This is a genomic window from Actinophytocola sp., assembly GCF_036378875.1.
Classification (GTDB): Bacteria; Actinomycetota; Actinomycetes; order Mycobacteriales; family Pseudonocardiaceae; genus Actinophytocola.
Genome location: NZ_DASUVO010000159.1, coordinates 78,998 through 94,373, shown reverse-complemented (window position 1 = coordinate 94,373; position 15,376 = coordinate 78,998). Strand labels below are relative to the sequence as shown.

The 15,376-nt window shown below is 70.1% G+C and carries 12 protein-coding genes; 8 read left to right on the top strand and 4 right to left on the bottom strand.

The window, feature by feature from the left end; all coding sequences use genetic code 11:
- Positions 1–256 precede the first annotated feature (256 nt).
- The 5 genes from mihF (at position 257) to VF106_RS44415 (ending at position 7,076) form a co-directional block, all read left to right on the top strand.
- Positions 257–568, top strand: a complete 312-nt coding sequence (mihF, locus tag VF106_RS44435; RefSeq protein WP_330846085.1) for an integration host factor, actinobacterial type — start codon at positions 257–259, stop codon at positions 566–568.
- Positions 569–677: 109 nt separating this feature from the next.
- Entirely contained in the window at positions 678–1,808 is a 1,131-nt protein-coding gene (locus VF106_RS44430; protein WP_330846084.1) for an isochorismate synthase, read from the top strand.
- Between the two features lie 65 nt (positions 1,809–1,873).
- Positions 1,874–3,127 (top strand): ABC transporter substrate-binding protein, encoded by a 1,254-nt coding sequence (locus VF106_RS44425; protein ID WP_330846083.1) that lies wholly within the window; start codon positions 1,874–1,876, stop codon positions 3,125–3,127.
- Complete coding sequence (locus tag VF106_RS44420; RefSeq protein WP_330846082.1) at positions 3,124–4,797, top strand: hypothetical protein; 1,674 nt, start codon at positions 3,124–3,126, stop codon at positions 4,795–4,797. The genes VF106_RS44425 and VF106_RS44420 overlap by 4 nt, the downstream gene beginning before the upstream one ends.
- A complete protein-coding gene (locus VF106_RS44415) occupies positions 4,794–7,076 on the top strand; it encodes a hypothetical protein (protein ID WP_330846081.1) in 2,283 nt (760 codons plus the stop codon). Before VF106_RS44420 ends, VF106_RS44415 begins: the two co-directional genes overlap by 4 nt.
- Here the strand turns inward: VF106_RS44415 and VF106_RS44410 are convergent.
- Complete coding sequence (locus tag VF106_RS44410; RefSeq protein ID WP_330846080.1) at positions 7,065–7,769, bottom strand: 4'-phosphopantetheinyl transferase family protein; 705 nt, start codon at positions 7,767–7,769, stop codon at positions 7,065–7,067. The two genes, VF106_RS44415 and VF106_RS44410, sit on opposite strands and share 12 nt — an antisense overlap.
- Positions 7,770–7,868: 99 nt before the next feature.
- Between VF106_RS44410 and pgfA the strand changes: the two genes are divergently transcribed.
- Positions 7,869–8,909 (top strand): cell envelope lipid trafficking protein PgfA, encoded by a 1,041-nt coding sequence (pgfA, locus tag VF106_RS44405; RefSeq protein WP_330846079.1) that lies wholly within the window; start codon positions 7,869–7,871, stop codon positions 8,907–8,909.
- On the opposite strand, the gene VF106_RS44400 is transcribed toward pgfA, so the two are convergent.
- Positions 8,906–9,634, bottom strand: coding sequence for a class I SAM-dependent methyltransferase (locus tag VF106_RS44400; RefSeq protein WP_330846078.1), 729 nt, complete (start codon positions 9,632–9,634; stop codon positions 8,906–8,908). The two genes, pgfA and VF106_RS44400, sit on opposite strands and share 4 nt — an antisense overlap.
- 72 nt (positions 9,635–9,706) lie before the next feature.
- Between VF106_RS44400 and VF106_RS44395 the strand changes: the two genes are divergently transcribed.
- Positions 9,707–10,816 carry a glycosyltransferase family 4 protein gene (locus tag VF106_RS44395; protein ID WP_330846077.1) on the top strand — a complete coding sequence of 370 codons (1,110 nt, stop codon included), beginning with the start codon at positions 9,707–9,709 and terminating at the stop codon, positions 10,814–10,816.
- On the opposite strand, the gene VF106_RS44390 is transcribed toward VF106_RS44395, so the two are convergent.
- Positions 10,794–10,973: a hypothetical protein gene (locus VF106_RS44390; RefSeq protein WP_330846076.1), complete on the bottom strand. Its 180-nt coding sequence runs from the start codon at positions 10,971–10,973 to the stop codon at positions 10,794–10,796. The genes VF106_RS44395 and VF106_RS44390 overlap by 23 nt on opposite strands.
- 3 nt (positions 10,974–10,976) lie before the next feature.
- On the bottom strand, positions 10,977–12,566 hold the full coding sequence (locus tag VF106_RS44385) for an MmpA family trehalose lipid delivery protein (protein ID WP_524535877.1): 1,590 nt from the start codon (positions 12,564–12,566) through the stop codon (positions 10,977–10,979).
- Between the two features lie 197 nt (positions 12,567–12,763).
- On the opposite strand from VF106_RS44385, the gene VF106_RS44380 reads away from it, so the two are divergent.
- The gene (locus tag VF106_RS44380) at positions 12,764–13,996 is read left to right on the top strand and encodes a lipopolysaccharide biosynthesis protein (RefSeq protein ID WP_330846074.1); all 1,233 of its coding nucleotides are present in this window, start codon (positions 12,764–12,766) and stop codon (positions 13,994–13,996) included.
- Positions 13,997–15,376: the final 1,380 nt, after the last annotated feature.

Below are 15,376 nucleotides of genomic sequence, written 5' to 3'. Positions count from 1 at the left end.
CCCTGTGGCTGTGCCGCTACTTGGCAGAACAGTAGTGCCCTGCGTGTGGTCCTGAACACGGGTAACGCTCCGTGTCAGACCCCCAGATAGTGGGTTACCTGCGGTTTCAGCGCGAAGTCTTCGCGTGTCGCGCGTATGTTGCCAGGCGTAGATGTGTTTACTGGCAGCGGCGCCGCGGGGGAGCGGTCCAGGATCCGACCTGGTCGTCGGCCTGCGCGGGACCAGCCAGAAAGTCGAAGAAGGAAGGATCACCACGGTGGCTCTGCCCACGTTGACTCCAGAGCAGCGCGCTGAGGCGCTGGCCAAGGCTGCGGAGGCCCGCAAGGCACGCTCCGAGCTCTTGGCGTCGATCAAGTCCGGCGAGCGGACCATCGGGTCGGTGCTCGACAAGGCGAAGGAAGACAAGACCATCGGCAAGACCAAGGTCGCCGCGCTGCTCAAGGCGGTGCCCGGCCTCGGCGCCGTGAAGGTCGCCGCGCTGCTCGAGCAGACCGGCATCGACCCGGACCGGCGTGCCGCCGGCCTCGGCGACCGCCAGCGCGCCGCGCTGATCAGCGCGCTGAACTAAGACACGCCACTCCAGGGCCCGTTGGCGCACCGCCTTCGGGCCCTGAACGTGTTCAAAATCCTACCGCCGAGGGAGTTTCCCGGCCCGGTAACTGGGCAATGATGGAAACGTGCTCTCGGACTACCGCCCCGGCTCGTTCCTACTGACCTCGCCGGAGCGGGCGTTGCTCGCGACCGGCGAACGCCAGGTCGTCGCCGAGCGCGACCCCGATGAGCTGGCAAAACGGGTCACGAAGCTCCTCGTCGACTCGGACGTCCCGGTCGCCGTCGGCGCACTGCCTTTCGACCATGAGACCGCGCCGCACGTCGTCCTCCCGGCCGCCGTCCAGTGGTCAGGGCCGCTGGCCGCCCACCCGCGCCGCCCCGTCGGCACCGCGGTGTCGGTGGAGCCGATACCGTCCCGCGCCGGCTACGCACACGCCGTCGCGTCCGCCGTCGACCTTCTCAAGGCCGGCGACCTGCGCAAGGTCGTGCTGGCCCGCGCCCTGCGGCTGACCATGGCAGCCCCCGTCGACGTGCGCACCCTGCTCGCCAACCTGGTCTCGGACAACGCGGCGGGCTTCACCTACGCGGTCGACCTGCCGGCCAGGACAGGCCGCCGCACGCTCGTCGGCGCGACCCCCGAGATGCTGCTGTCCCGCACCGGCACGACGGTCGTGGCGAACCCGCTCGCCGGGTCGATCCCGCGCGACCAGGACCCCGAGAAAGACCACGCCAACGGCCAGGCGCTGCTGGCCTCGGCCAAGGACCACGACGAGCACCGGGTCGTGGTGGAGGCGGTGGCCGACGCGCTCCGCCCGTTCTGCCGGACGCTCGACGTGCCGGCCGCGCCGTCGCTGATCAGCACGACCGCGGTGTGGCACCTGTCCACCCGCGTCACCGGCGAGCTGCGCGACCCCGGTGTCTCGTCGTTGCGGCTGGCCAGCGCGCTGCACCCGACCCCGGCCGTCTGTGGCGCCCCGGCGGAGGCGGCCAGGGCGACGATCAGCGCGCTCGAGCCGTTCGACCGCGGCTTCTACGCCGGCGCCATCGGCTGGTGCGACGCCGACGGCGACGGCCAGTGGGTGGTGGGCATCCGCTGCGCCGAGCTGGTCGAGCCGGTGACCGGGCGGGCGACGATGACGCTGTACTCGGGCGCGGGCATCATGCCGGCCTCGGTCCCGGAACTCGAGGTCACCGAGACGTCGGCGAAGTTCCAGACGCTACTCCGGGCGATGGGACTTCACCTGGACGTGACATAGCGGGAACCGTCCCATGCGGCTGACATCACACTAAGGTGAACGCAGTCGACACACACTGGGGCGGTATGCGTCGAGAGTTCCGTAGGAGAACCCTGCTGCGCACGGCGGCGTTGACGCCGCTCGCGGGGCTGGCTGCCGGCTGCGGCCGCATCGCCGGCATCGGGGACCTCACGCGGGTGGCCGTGACCTGGAGCGCCGCCGAGTTCGCCGCGTTCGAGGACGTCCTCGCCGGGCGCGGCGTCCAGGACTACGAGGTCATCCCGTTCGGCGACGACATCAGCGCTGCGTTCGGCGCCCGTACCGCGGGCCGCCCGGACGTCGTCGCGGTGCCGCAGGTCGGGCACGTGCGGGCCAACCTCGACAATCTCGCACCGCTGCCGGAGGGTGTCTGGGACGAGCAGTACACGCGGATCTGGTCCGGTGCCCTGGTCGGTGACCGGCACTACGCCCTGCCGTTCAAGCTCGCCAACGTCTCGGTCGTCTGGTACCGCAAGGACCTCGACATCACCCCGCCGAAAACCTGGGACGACTGGCTCGCGCTCAACGAGGAGCTCATCGACAACGGTGTGACCCCGCTGGCGCTCGGCGGCGCGGACGGCTGGGTGCTGGCGCAGTTCTTCGAGAACGTGCTGCTCCGCACCTATCCGGTCGCGTTCGACGCGCTCGCCGGACCCGACCACGAGGCGAACCTGTGGACCAGCCGCGAGGTGCGTGGGGCGTTCGAGATGGTCGCCAGGATGTGGGGTCAGGCCGGCGCGCTGTCCGGCGGTGCCAGCAACGCGCTCGTGCAGCAGTTCCCGGACGCGGTCCTGGAGATGTGCACGTACAGGCGCGCGGCCATGGTGGCGATGCCGGACTTCGCCGAGTCGGTGATCCGGCGGTTCGCCCCCGATCCCGAGGGCTTCGACACCTTCACCTTCCCACCGGGTGGGCCTGGCGACCCGCCGCTGGCCGTCTCGTCGGACCTGCTCGTGCTGACCAGGCCGGCGAGTGGCGCCGCGCAGGACCTCATCCGCTACCTTGCCACACCGAAGGCACCCGTGCCGTGGATCCGCGACACCGGCGGGTTCATCGCGGCCAACCCGGGCACTGACGACCGTTACTACAGCCCGACACTGCGCAAGCTCGCGAAGGCGTTGGCGGAGAACGACATCCGTTTCGGGCTGGCCGACAGCCTCGGCCGGCTCGGCGGCGGCGAAGGACTCCAGGGCGTCCTGCGGGACCTGCTGCGGGGCGTCGCCGACGGCATCCAGCCGGAAGAGGCCGCCCGGGTCGCCTGCCGGGCCATGGTCGACGCCGAGCACCGGACCGGCTCATGAGGATCGAGACCAGCCCGCACCTGGTGCTCGAGGTCGTCGGCCGGGAGCTCACCGACGGCATCGCGGTCGCGCGACCCGTGCACCGCCGCCGCCAGTACCTGTGGGGTCTGCCGGCGATGCTGTTGACCGCGCTGCTCGTCGTGCCCATGGTCTGGACGTTTGGCTGGGCGCTGGACGCGAACGTGCCGATCGTCGGCAACTTCCGTGCACTGTTCATGGATCCCGCCGCGCTGCGGGCGGCGTGGCACAGCCTGGTGTGGGTGGCCATCGCGCTCGCGCTGATCGTGTTCGGCTACTGCGTCGCCGTGCTGAGCCAGCACGTCGGCCGGCTGTGGCGGCTCCTGCTGTACGTGCTGATCCTGCCGTTCGGCGTGTCCGCGGTGGTGTCCGGCGCGGTGTTCCGGCTGATCTTCGACCCGAACCCAGAGCGCGGCATGGTGAGCGCGATACTCGGCCGCGGCGCCACCTGGCTCGGTCCCGACCTGATCTGGTGGGTGCTCGCGTCCGCCTTCGCCTGGTCCTGGCTGGGGTTCGTGGTCGTGTTGTTCCGCGCGGGGCTCGACTCGGCAGGCGGCGAGAAGTTCCGGCTCGGCCGGCTGCGCCTGCCGAAGGCCGGGCCGGTCACCGCGATCGTCGTGCTGACCGTGCTCGTCGCCGCGATCCGTGTGTTCGACCTGGTGCTGATCGCGGCGCCGGGGTCCACTCAGGACGACGTGGTCGTCGTGGGGCTGCAGTGGTGGCGGATGACGACCCGGTCGGCCGACACCGGTGGGCCCGCCGCGCTCGCGGTGCTGCTGTTCGCGGTGGTCGCGACCCTCAGCGTGACCGGCATGCGTGCCATGCGCGCGTCGAACCGGATCGACCCGGCGCCGGTGTCCATTGCGGACAGGAGGGTGACGCGCTGGAGCGGTCCGCTGGTCGGATCCGTTGGTCTCGTGTGGTTCATGCCGGTCGTCGTGCTCGTCATGACCGCCTTCCACAGTCCCGAGTCCGCTGGCACGGCCGGCTTCTGGCGGTTCGAGGGATTCGGTCTCGGCTCGTTCGTCGAGGCCGGCGCGACCTGGCTGTGGCCCGCGGTCGCCGGCAGCTTCCTGATCGCCGGGCTCGCGACCGCGCTGGTGCTGATGGCCGCCGTGCCGTTCGCGTACCTGCTCACCTGGGTCGTGCCGAGGAGGGTGTCGCGGGTGGTGACCGGCCTGCTCGCGATCCTCGCGGTCGCGCCGGTGCAGATGTACGCGGGACCGCTCGGCGCGGCGATCGCCGAGCTGGGGTTCGCCGGCGCGCGGGCGCCGCTCGCGCTCGTGCACGCGGCGGCCGGGCTGCCGTTCGCGACCCTCGTGCTGCGCACGGCCTTCCTCGCCGCCCCGGCCCGCAACGGCCGACCGGCGCTGGACCTCATGTGGCGGCTCGGCCCGTACCGGTCCACGCTGATCGCGGCCGGTGTGCTCGAGTTCCTCCTGGTGTGGAACGACTTCATCGTCGGCTTCCTCATCAGCGGGCAGGGGGCGAGCCCCGTGGCGCTGCTGGTCTGGGGTGAGGGACGGCAGTTCGCGACCGCGGCCGGGACGGTCACCGCGGCGGCCGTCGTGTCGGCCCTGGTCCCGGTCACGTTGCTGCTCGTGACGTGGCGGCGGGTCGTCGCCGGGCTCACCGGGGGGATCGAGCCGTGAACCGGCCAGAGCGCGAGTGGTTCCGGCGGCTGCCGGTCCTGATGATCGCCGTGGTGACCTGGTTCGTGGTCACCGTCTCCGGTGAGCTGATCGGCAACCAGGCCAACGACACGACGGCAGGCCAGACCCTCGGCCGCTACCTGCTGCTGGCCGCGATCGTCGTGGCGCCGCTGTTCCTCCTGGGCTGGATGGCGCTGGAACTGGTGGAACGCCGGCGCCGGCGTAGTCCACTCGCGACGGACGAGACCCCACCGCCGCCGAGGTTGTACTCCCCACCGGTCTGGTACCGGCCTCCCGAGCTGTGCGACCGCGAGCACGAGGTGGGCAAGGCCACGGAGTTGGTGCTGGTCAACGGGATCGTCGCGGTGACCGGCGAGCGGGACGTCGGCACGTCGGCCGTCGGGCAGGCGATCACGCAGCGGCTGATCGACGACCACGGCGTCGATTCCCGTGCCACCACCAGGTTCGACCTCCGCAGCCGGTCGGCGAGCGCCCCGGACGACGCGGTGACGACGGCGGGGCGGGTGGTGTCGGCCTTCGGTATCGCCGAACCGGACACCGGTGACGACGCGGTGCTGGGCCGGGCCGCGCGTGAGCTGGTCGGCGTGTTCCGGGCGTCGGACGGCACCTTGTTGCTGGACAACGTGACCACGCCGGACCAGGTGGCGTGGCTGGTCCGCGAGTGGCCGGTCACCGGCCCGCACCTGGTGATCGTCGGGGAGACCGCGCTCGAGGAACTGGTGGGCCACAGCACGATCCGGGTCGACGAGATGTCGGTGACGGACATGCGGGAGCTGTGGCGCGTGGCCCGCAAGGCGCCGAAGCCGAAGTGGTACGAGCGTTTCCGGCGTGGCCACGAGCCGGACGAGGACGTCGACGAGCTGTTGGGCGCCTGCCTCGGCCGCCCGCGTGCGGTGCTGGCGCTCGCACACGAGGTCAGCCGCACCGGCAGCACGGTGACGGTGCGGGACCTCGTCGCCGAGCTGCACCGGGAGGGACCGGTCACGGGCACCCTCGAACGGGTGTGGCGGGCCGTGCTCACCAACGTCCGGGCCGGGTTGTCCGACGACGCGGCGTGGTTGCTGTCCGCGCTGGCCAGCCTCCCGGTGACCGGTCTGATCAAGGGTGCGATCGCGGCCATGCTCGGGGTCAGCGGCGACCCGACCGCGTTGGAGGAGCTGCGGATCCGCAACCTCGTCGAGGAGGTCGACGGCCGCTACCGACTGCCGCAGGAGTACCGGCGGGCGATCGAGGGCACCACGAGCGAGGAGGAGCGACGGGCGGTCGCGGCACGTGCGTTGCCCGCGCTGCTGAGGTTCTACCGGTACTTCGCCGATCTGTGGGGCACTCGGCTGGAGACCGAACCGAAGGACGCGCACCGGTGGTTCGAGGAGTCCGAACCGTCCTTCCGGCCGCTGTACCTGGCCACCTACACCGACGACGAGCTGCTGGCCACGCTGCTCGACGACCTGAGCGCGATCGCCGACGCGCTCACCCGCTGGTACCTGCGGGAGTGGATGTCGAACGCCATGCTCGTCGTGAACTCCGGCCTGCACGACCTGGCGGAGCGGGTCGGCTGGCTGGACGTTGCGGCGCTTGCCGCGATCCGCAAGGCGACCGCGCACCGGATGGTCCTGCGGTTCGGCGACGCGGTGAAGGAGCTCGACAGTGCCCGCACGCACCTCGAACAGGTGCCGAAACCACAGTTCCAGTCCGAGCTGGACGCGCGTGAGCGGGTGGAACGGGCACTCGTGGCGATCAACCGGGGAACCGGGCTGACCGCGGCACGCACGAGTCTGTCCGTGCTACAGGCGCAGTCACCGGCGGTGCTGATCAACACCGGTGTGCTGCACCTGGCCGACGGCCTACTGTCGGAGGCGCTCCAGTACCTCGTACGGGCGGAGAAACTGGCGCGGGACGCCAGTGATCACGGCTCGTTGGCGCACAGTATCGAGCTGCAGGGCGTCGTGTTGTCGCACTGGCAGATCGTCGAGGCGGTCCGCTACTGGCACCGTGCGCTGGCCACGTTCACCCGCATCCGCGAGGAACAGGGGGTGGCGCGCTGCCGGCAACATCTCGGCGCCGTGGCCCTCATCGACGAGCGGGCCGCGGGTCAGCTGTTGCGCGGCACCCCGGAACCGGTGACGCGCAGGGAGGCCGCCGGCGTGGCCATCGCCTACCTGCAGCACGCGAAGACCCTGCGCGTTCGGCACAACCAGGACACGTCGCTCGTCGACGGCTACCTCGCACAGGCCCGCGGCCGCATGTCAGCCGAGTGAGGCGATCAGCTCGGCCGCTTCGTGTTCGGTCACCTTGGGCGCGGTGTCGGCGAACACCGCGACACAGGCCCGGTACGAAGGACCCCGGTCCAGGTCCGCCATCCGCGTGGTGCCGGTGTCCACATCGGACGCCTGGGAGTCGAGCACACGCGGCTGTTCGTCGTGCGCGGTCAACGTCAGCTTGCTCATCACGACCGTCATGCCCTTGCCGGTCGCCTTGATCACGGCTTCCTTGCGGGCCCAGTAGGTGAAGAACGCGCCCCGCCGGTCCGCCTCCGGCACGGCGTCGAACCTCGTCAGCTCCTCAGGGGAGAAGCAGATGCCCGCCAGGCCGTCGACCTCCGCGTCCCGGATCTCCTCGACGTCCACGCCGACGGGCGCGCCCTCGGTCATCGCGAGCGCCACCCAGTCACCGGAATGCGAGATGGACACCTCGAGCGTCGAGCCGACCACGGTGGGCTTGCCGTGCGGCTTGCCGCAGTCGAAGCAGGAGCTGTCCAGTGCCACGTCTGCCGGCGCGATGCCCAGCTCGGCGGCCACGACCCCCCGGATCAACGCACGGCCGGTCAGGAACCGCTGCTTGTCGACGTCCCGGCGGTAGCCCTCGTAGCGGCCGCGCTCCACGTCGTCGAGCAGGTCCAGCAGACTCGGGGTCGCCGGAGTCGGGTGCGCCCACCACACGTCGCATCGCATGCCTGCATGATGCCGCAACACTGCTCCAGATGGGTCTTGTGCTCGGGTTACTGTCGGGTAATTTGGCGCCCATCGTTCTCACCTCGAAGAGGAGGTCCGGTGCGTCGCATCGTCGGCTTCGTCCTGCTTGGACTGGGGGTCTTCGCGGTGGCGCTCGGCCTGCTGCTGCGTTTCTACGCGTACCCGCAGCTTGCCAAAGCACCACTGGACACCAAGTCACTCTCGGTCGCGGAAGGCGACAACGTCACCGCGCTCGTGATCGAAACCGTCGACGGCGCGCCCGTGCCCGAGATACGTAACAATCTCAGTGTCAAAGCGACCACATATGTCACCGGCGACCTGACGCGGCCAGAGGTCGAGGCCGACGGTGACGTCGCGGTGTACGTCGAGGCGATCAAGATGATCGTCGAGTCGACCGACTCGACGATCACCGCCTCGGTGCGCTCGCAGTGCTTCGACCGCCATACCGGCCAGGCCGTGGCGCCGTGCGAGGGCCAGTACATCGAGGCGGAGCAGGGCAACCGCGAGACGGTCAGCCGAAACACCCTGCAACAGCCCGGTCTCTCGTTCAAGTTCCCGTTCGGCACCGAACAGCAGGACTACGAGTTCTTCGACACCCAGGTCCGTAAGGCGGTCAAGGCCCGCTACGACGGCGAGGACACCGTCCAGGGACTTGACACCTACCGGTACGTCATCGAGGTGCCGAACACGAAGGTCGGCGATCGTGAGGTGCCCGGCTCGCTCGTGGGTGAGCCGGACGAGCCGAGCGTCGACGCCGCCATGTACTACACGGCCAAGCGGACGCTGTGGGTCGAGCCCGTCACCGGCGTCATCGTCCTCGGACAGCAGGAGATGACCCAGGAACTGGTCCCGTCGGGTGAGGAACCCGGCGACGGCACCGTGGTCTTCAACGGCAAGCTGCGGCTCAACGACGCGACGGTCACCGAGTTCGTCACCCGCGCCGAGGACGGCAAGAGCCAGGTCAGACTGCTGACCACCGGACCGATCGTGCTGTGGGTCGCGGGCGGACTGCTCATCGTGCTCGCGTTGTTCCTGCTGTACGGCGGGTTCCGGCGTGGCGAGCCGAGCTCGGTCGGCGGCGCGCCACCGATGTCCCGGCAGCCGGCCGGTGCCGCCTAGCGCTTTCTGAGCACCAGCACCAGGTTCCAGGAGGCGAGCTCGCGTAGCAGCGGCACGCGCACAATCCACACCGCCCACCACGGGTGATATCTCGGGAGGGCGCGGACGAGAATGGCTTCATCACACGTCCGCGCCCACCGCAGTGCTTTTCCGACGGTCAACGCGAACAGACTCTCGCCGAATTTGTTCTTCGGTTCATGTCCTTTCTTTGTGACATATCGACGGCGTGCGTAACGGCCGCCGAGAAAATGCCACGGTGCGGTTTCGTGGCCGCCCCACGGAGAGAACCATGGTGTGAAGGAGACGAACACCGTGCCGCCGGGTCTGGTCACCCGGACCATCTCGGCCAGCATCCGGTCCGGGTCGGCGACGTGCTCGAGCACGTTCGACGAGTAGCAGATATCAACGGCATCGGTGCATATGGGCAGCTCAGTGCCACTGGCGCGGATCATGCCCGGTGCCGGCTCGCCGCGCGCGGACAGCTCCCCGACGTCCGGGTCGACGCCGAGATAGTGGCTGCCGGCGGCCCGGAACGCGTCCGCGAAGTAGCCGGGACCGCCGCCGACGTCGAGAATCGTTGCGCCGTTCAGCGGCACGTACTCCGATATCTGGCGGACCGAGTCGTGCGCCAGTGTTCGGTAGAAGTGGTCCGGATTGGACTGTTCCTGCAAAAAAGCACGGAACAGGTGGACCGAACGGGCCAGAGAGTTGGTCTTACCTACCATCGAGGGCTGTCTTTTCCGCGAATTTTCTGATCCACTGTACCGATCGGTAACCTATCATCCGGCGGAGCATTCATGAGTTGTCCCAAGGTGCTGCTCGTGAACTGGCGCGACACCCGGCATCCGGAGGGCGGCGGGTCGGAACGCTACGTCGAGCGGATGGCCGAAGGGCTCGCGCGGCGTGGCTACGACGTGACGATCCAGTGCGCCGCGCACGCCAACGCGCCCCGCGACGAGATGGTCGCGGGGGTGCGGTTTCGCCGGCGGGGTGGTCGGTTCTCCGTGTACGGATGGGCCCTCCTCGCGATCATGACGACCCGTCCGGACGTGGTGGTCGACGTACAGAACGGTATGCCGTTCTTCTCCCGGCTCGTCGCGCGCTGCCCCGTGCTGGTGCTCGTGCACCACGTCCACCGGGAGCAGTGGCGTGCCGTGCTCGGGCCGGCGCTTGGCCGGATCGGCTGGTTCATCGAGTCGTGGCTCGCGCCTCGGCTGTACCGGAAGTGCCGGTACCTCACGGTGTCCGAAGTGACCCGTGCCGAGCTGGTCCGGCTGGGCGTGGCCGCCTCGCGGATCACCGTGGTGCACAACGGGTTGGACCCGGTGCCGCGCACCCGTGCCGCCCAGGACCCGGATCCGACGCTCGTGTTGGTCGGCAGGCTGGTGCCGCACAAGCGGGTGGAGCACGCCATCGACGCGGTCGCCCGGCTGGCCACGCGGTGGCCCAAGCTGCGGTTGGAGGTCGTTGGCCAGGGCTGGTGGCTGCGGACCCTGCGTGAGCATGCGGAACTGCGGGACGTGCAGGACCGGGTGACGCTCCACGGCTGGGTCGACGAGCAGGACAAGCACGAGATCATCGCGCGGTCGTGGCTGCACCTGTGCCCTTCGGTCAAGGAGGGCTGGGGTGTGGTGATCATGGAAGCGGCCGCGCACGGCGTGCCGTCGGTCGCCTACCGCGCGGCGGGCGGGGTCGCGGAGTCCATTGTGGATGGCACGACTGGCTTGCTGGCCACGGACTTCGACGACTTCGTGCGCAAGGTGGAGAGCCTGCTGGACTCCGCGTCGCTGCGGACCGAGATGGGTGCCGCCGGCCGCGCGTGGGCGGCCGAGTTCGACTGGGAACGCAGCGTGGACGCGTTCGAGACCGCTGTGTTCGACGTCGTCAGCGCGTCGAGCCGTAGCTGACCGAGCCGCTGCCGCTGCCCATGTTGTTGGGCGCGGCGGGGTTCTCGAGGTTGACGTCGTTGTCCGGCGCGGAAGTGTTGGAGACGGCGAAGTTCACGCCAGTCGCGAGCACGATGCCGACCAGTACCGAGGCGATCACGCCTACCAGCTTGCCCACGGCTCACTCCCGTTCGCGACGACGCAGGGGTGTCAATCTACCGGTCGGTAACGCCAGCCACAACACGCTGAAGAGGATCAGTGTCCCTGCTGCCGAGAACGCGATGACGACCGGTGCGTGCGGTGGTCCATCCGGCGGATCGGCGATTGGTCCAGGTACGCGGTAGAGGTCGAGCCACTGTCCGCGGTAGACGATGTCGAGGCCGTCCGTACTGGTTTGACCGGGCGTGCCGTGCTCGACGAGCACCCAGCCGATGCCGAGCTCGTTCAGCGGTGTGCCGTTTCTTACGGCTCTGGCACGGGGATCCTCGCCGGCGACGGCCCGCCCGTTGACGTAGAGCGTGTCGTCGATGACGGTCGTCCTGGGGAGGAAACGGGGTGCGGGGTCGAGCTGTGTGCGGTTGCCGTTCCAACCGAACTGCCGGAAGGCCCCGAAGGGCTGCGTGACCACGTCCCCCGCTCGCGGGTCCTTGTCGAGAATGTCCCGCACCGCGTACCAGTCGGCGGGGTAGTGGGCGGTGTGCAGCTGCCCCCACGCGGCGAAGGCGAAGTCGGGCAGCACGGCGACCGGCAGAACGGCCGCCACGGCAACGACTGTCTTCCGGTTGACCCGCTCGACCGCTTTGGCCACCCCGAGTGCGAGGGGCAACGCCCACCAGGCCACCCACTTCTGCGAGTCACGGAGCAGCCCGCCACCGGGCACGTTGGCGACCGTCCAGGAGAGCAGCTCTTGTCCGCCGGGCAGGGTGGGCAGGGCGGCGAGGAACACCCCGACGGCACCGAGAATCGTGATTCCCCGTGCCCAGCGTGTGTTGAGCCGGCTGAGTCCGAAAAGGGCGGTGGCGACGACGACGATGGTGACGACAGGCACGAGCGGGTTGGCCCGGCTGGCAGGTGTCACCTCGGCGTTCCAGATGCCGCCGAGGCCGAGCAGGCTGAGCACGGGCCCACCCCAGTTCTCCGCCCGTGCCGCGAAGGCGACCACGCCGTACTCGGCGGACAACCCACTGCTCGTGTGCAGGAGGGCCGGCACCCACCACGGCGCGTTGAGCACGACCGCGATGGGGATGGTGAACTTCCTGGCGCCACCGGCGGCGAAGGCGGTCCCCGCGACGAGGATTCCCCCGGCCGGCGTGAGCACCCCGGGCAGGCAGGCGAGCACGAGCTTCGCCGGACTGTCACGGGCAAGCACGATCCAGGGCAGAGCGGCGTAGGCGAGCAGGTAAGGCCAGTGCCCCATGACCAACCGCTCAGCGAGAAACACCGTCCACCCGTACCCGACGGCGGCGACAACCCGGATGGCAACGGACTCGGTGGGCACGAGCCGTGCGGCGCCCAGCGGCCCGGCGAAGAGCGCGGCAAGCAGGATCCCGTGCTGGACCAGATCCCCGGGCAGGAAGGAGGTGAGCACGCCGACAACGGCATCGGCCGGCACGGCCCTCGGGAGAGCTGATCCCAGCCCGAACGCCTCCGGCAGCAGATCCTGCCGAGGCACGAACACCATGTCGTAACTGAGCACGAACCCGCCGGAGAGCAACGGCGCGAGCACAAGCAGCGCCATGCCGGCACAAACCCCAGGCACCACCCACCGCATCACCCCAAGATCCCACCACGCGTGTCCAACGCCCAGAACCCGCGTGTCCAACGCTCAGGACCCGCGAGTTCAACAAACCTGGTTACCGGGCGGTCAGTGGGTTTGTTGAACTCGGCGGTCCTCCTGGTTGGACTCGCGGGTCTCTTGTGTTGGACACGCGGGTTTCTCCGGTTGGACTCGCGGGTTACAGTCCCGGCGTGACCGCTGGTGTTCCTGTTGCTTCGGCTGGGGCCAGGGTGTCCGCGTTCGTCGTGTCCGCTGGGGTTGCTGGGAACCAGCTCGCCTCCTACCTGCTCAACGTGCTCGCCGCGCGGTTGCTCGTGCCGGCTGCTTTCGGGGAGCTGGGGTCGTTGCTCGCGGTGCTCGTCATCGGGGCGGTGCCCGCCATGGGGGTGCAGACGGTCACCGCGCTGCGGGTGGCGCGGCAGGACAGTGTGGGGGAGCTTGTCGCGCTGGGCCTTGTCACCGCCGCGGGAGTGACCGCCGTCGGGCTTGCCGTCTCGCCGTTGTTGGTGGTGTTCCTGCACCTCGGGTCGGTCGTGCCGGCGATCTTCCTCGCCGTCGCGCTGGCCGGGATCACGTTTCTCGGGGTCTGTCTCGGCATGCTTCAGGGGCAGCACCGGTTCACCGCCGTGGCCGCGCTCCTCACCGCGGACGCGGTCGTCCGCATCGGCGGCACGCTTGCCGGTCTGGCCATCACCCGCACCGCCACGGGCGCGCTCGCCGGCGCGGTGATCGGCGCGGCCGTCGTCGCGGTCGCAGGGTGGTTCGTGTGTGGGCGGCCGCGGCCTCGTAGGCACGGCAAGGCACATGTCAGCGACGCCCTCCACGCCGTGAGCGCCATGCTCGCGCTCGTCCTGCTCGTCAACCTGGACCTGGTCCTCGCGCGGCACCACCTGCCGGCGCACGATGCGGGGGAGTACGCGGTCGGCGCGATCGTCGCGAAGATCGCCTACTGGCTGCCGCAGGCCGTCGCCATCCTCGTCTTGCCGCGCCTGGCGAACGAGCGGTCCCGGCGGCGCGCGATCCCGATCGCGCTCGCCGTCTGCGGGGCACTCGACCTCGTCGTGATCGCCGGGGCCACCCTGCTCGGGCCGACCGTCGTGGCCGTCGTCGGCGGGGCGGACTACGCGGCCAGCCCCATTCCCGTGTGGCCGTTCGCGCTGGTGGGGTCGATGCTCTCGCTCGTCCAGATCCTGCTGTTCTCCCGGATCGCCAGCAACGACCGCTGGTCAACGCTGCTGATCTGGGGCGCGGTCGTGGTCGAGATCGTGCTCGTCACCGTCTGGCTGGGCGGAGCGCTCACCCAGGTCGTCACCGCCGCCGTCATCGCCACCGGCACGCTGGTCATCGCCGGCGCGCTCGTCGAGCTTCGGTCGCGGCGCGAACCACTCGACGCACCCGGCGACGACGGCCGCCACGGCGAGTAGCAGCGACGCCTGCGCCACCGGACCGTGCGCCCAGTCCTGCCCGTTCCGCAGCAACCGGCCACTCACGGCGACCAGACACGCGAGCCCGGCGCCACCGACCGCGAGCCACCGCGGCGCAGGCGGCCACAGCGCCCGCACCAGCAGGCACGCGATCAGCAACACCACGGGCAACATCCCGCCCAGCACGGCAAGCAACGCCACCAGCACGACCGGCACCCACCGCTGCGCCCTCGCCCGCCGCGTCGAATTCTGAAGATCGACCCCAGTTGGTTGCGTAGGCATCCCCCACCCGTACCCGGGGGGCCACCCCGAGGCCATCGTACCGCGTGGCGGGGACAAAACCCCTGGTCGGAGGTCCCTGTGGACAACTTTCTCCGGTGAGGTCGAGTCAATGGGACTTTCGTGCGGTGCCGAGCGGCGGCGGCGGATCGGGACCAGCAGTGACAGTGCCAGTGCCGCCGCTGTGATGCCGCCCGCCAGCAAGCTCTGCCGGTACTGGCTGTCCGGGGTGAAGTCCAGCGTCACCACGCCGCCGTTGCCGGCCGGGAGCAGCCACGCCTGTTGCCAGCCGTCGACCCGCACCCTGGGCAGCTCCCGCCCGTTCATGGTCGCCACCCAGCCGGTGTTCGCGTTCTCCGGCACCGACAGCACGGCCGCCCCGCCAGCGCCGACCTTGACGGCCCGGTGCGTGGCGTCCCACCTGCCCACCTCGACGGCACGGGTCTCCGCGGGTTGGCTCGTGCCACGTAGCAACCACAGGTCCTGTACCACGAACGAATCCGAGCGCTCGGTACGCAAATCGTGCCGGCGTGCCGGTAGGTCAAGACCGTCGGCGCACGTCTGGAAACGTAGCGGCCGGTGTGCCACGTAGTCCGCGAGTGTTCCCGACACCGAGGTCTCGTACGCCTTCCCGTCGACCGTCACCACCGGTCCTTGTCCACACGGGACAGTGAACTCCGACGGTGGCGGCGGCAGGTCGAAGCCCAGCAGCCGCAGCTCGTCGACCGTGCTGAAACCGCCGATCAACCGGATCTCGATGGCGTTGGTGGTCAGCTCGAACCGGGCGACCCCGTCCCGCACCGGCACGGTCTGGCTGCCCTGCGGGACCGTGATCTCGACATCCGTCGGCAACGACGTCCCGGTCAGCCGCAGGCCGGTCAGCGCCCGCGGCGTCTCCCACGACAACCGCAGCGTCGGTCGCAGGTCCCGGACATCCGGGTGCCACGCGGTCGACTCCGAGCCGTCCACAGCGGACAGCGCGCCGGCCGCGGGATCGCCCGCCAGCTGCGACGACGCCGACACCTCGACCCCGGGCAGCGTCACCGGGTTCCGCCCACCGACCGCAGGCAGCACTGTCCCTTCGAGACGGTAGCTCGCCGC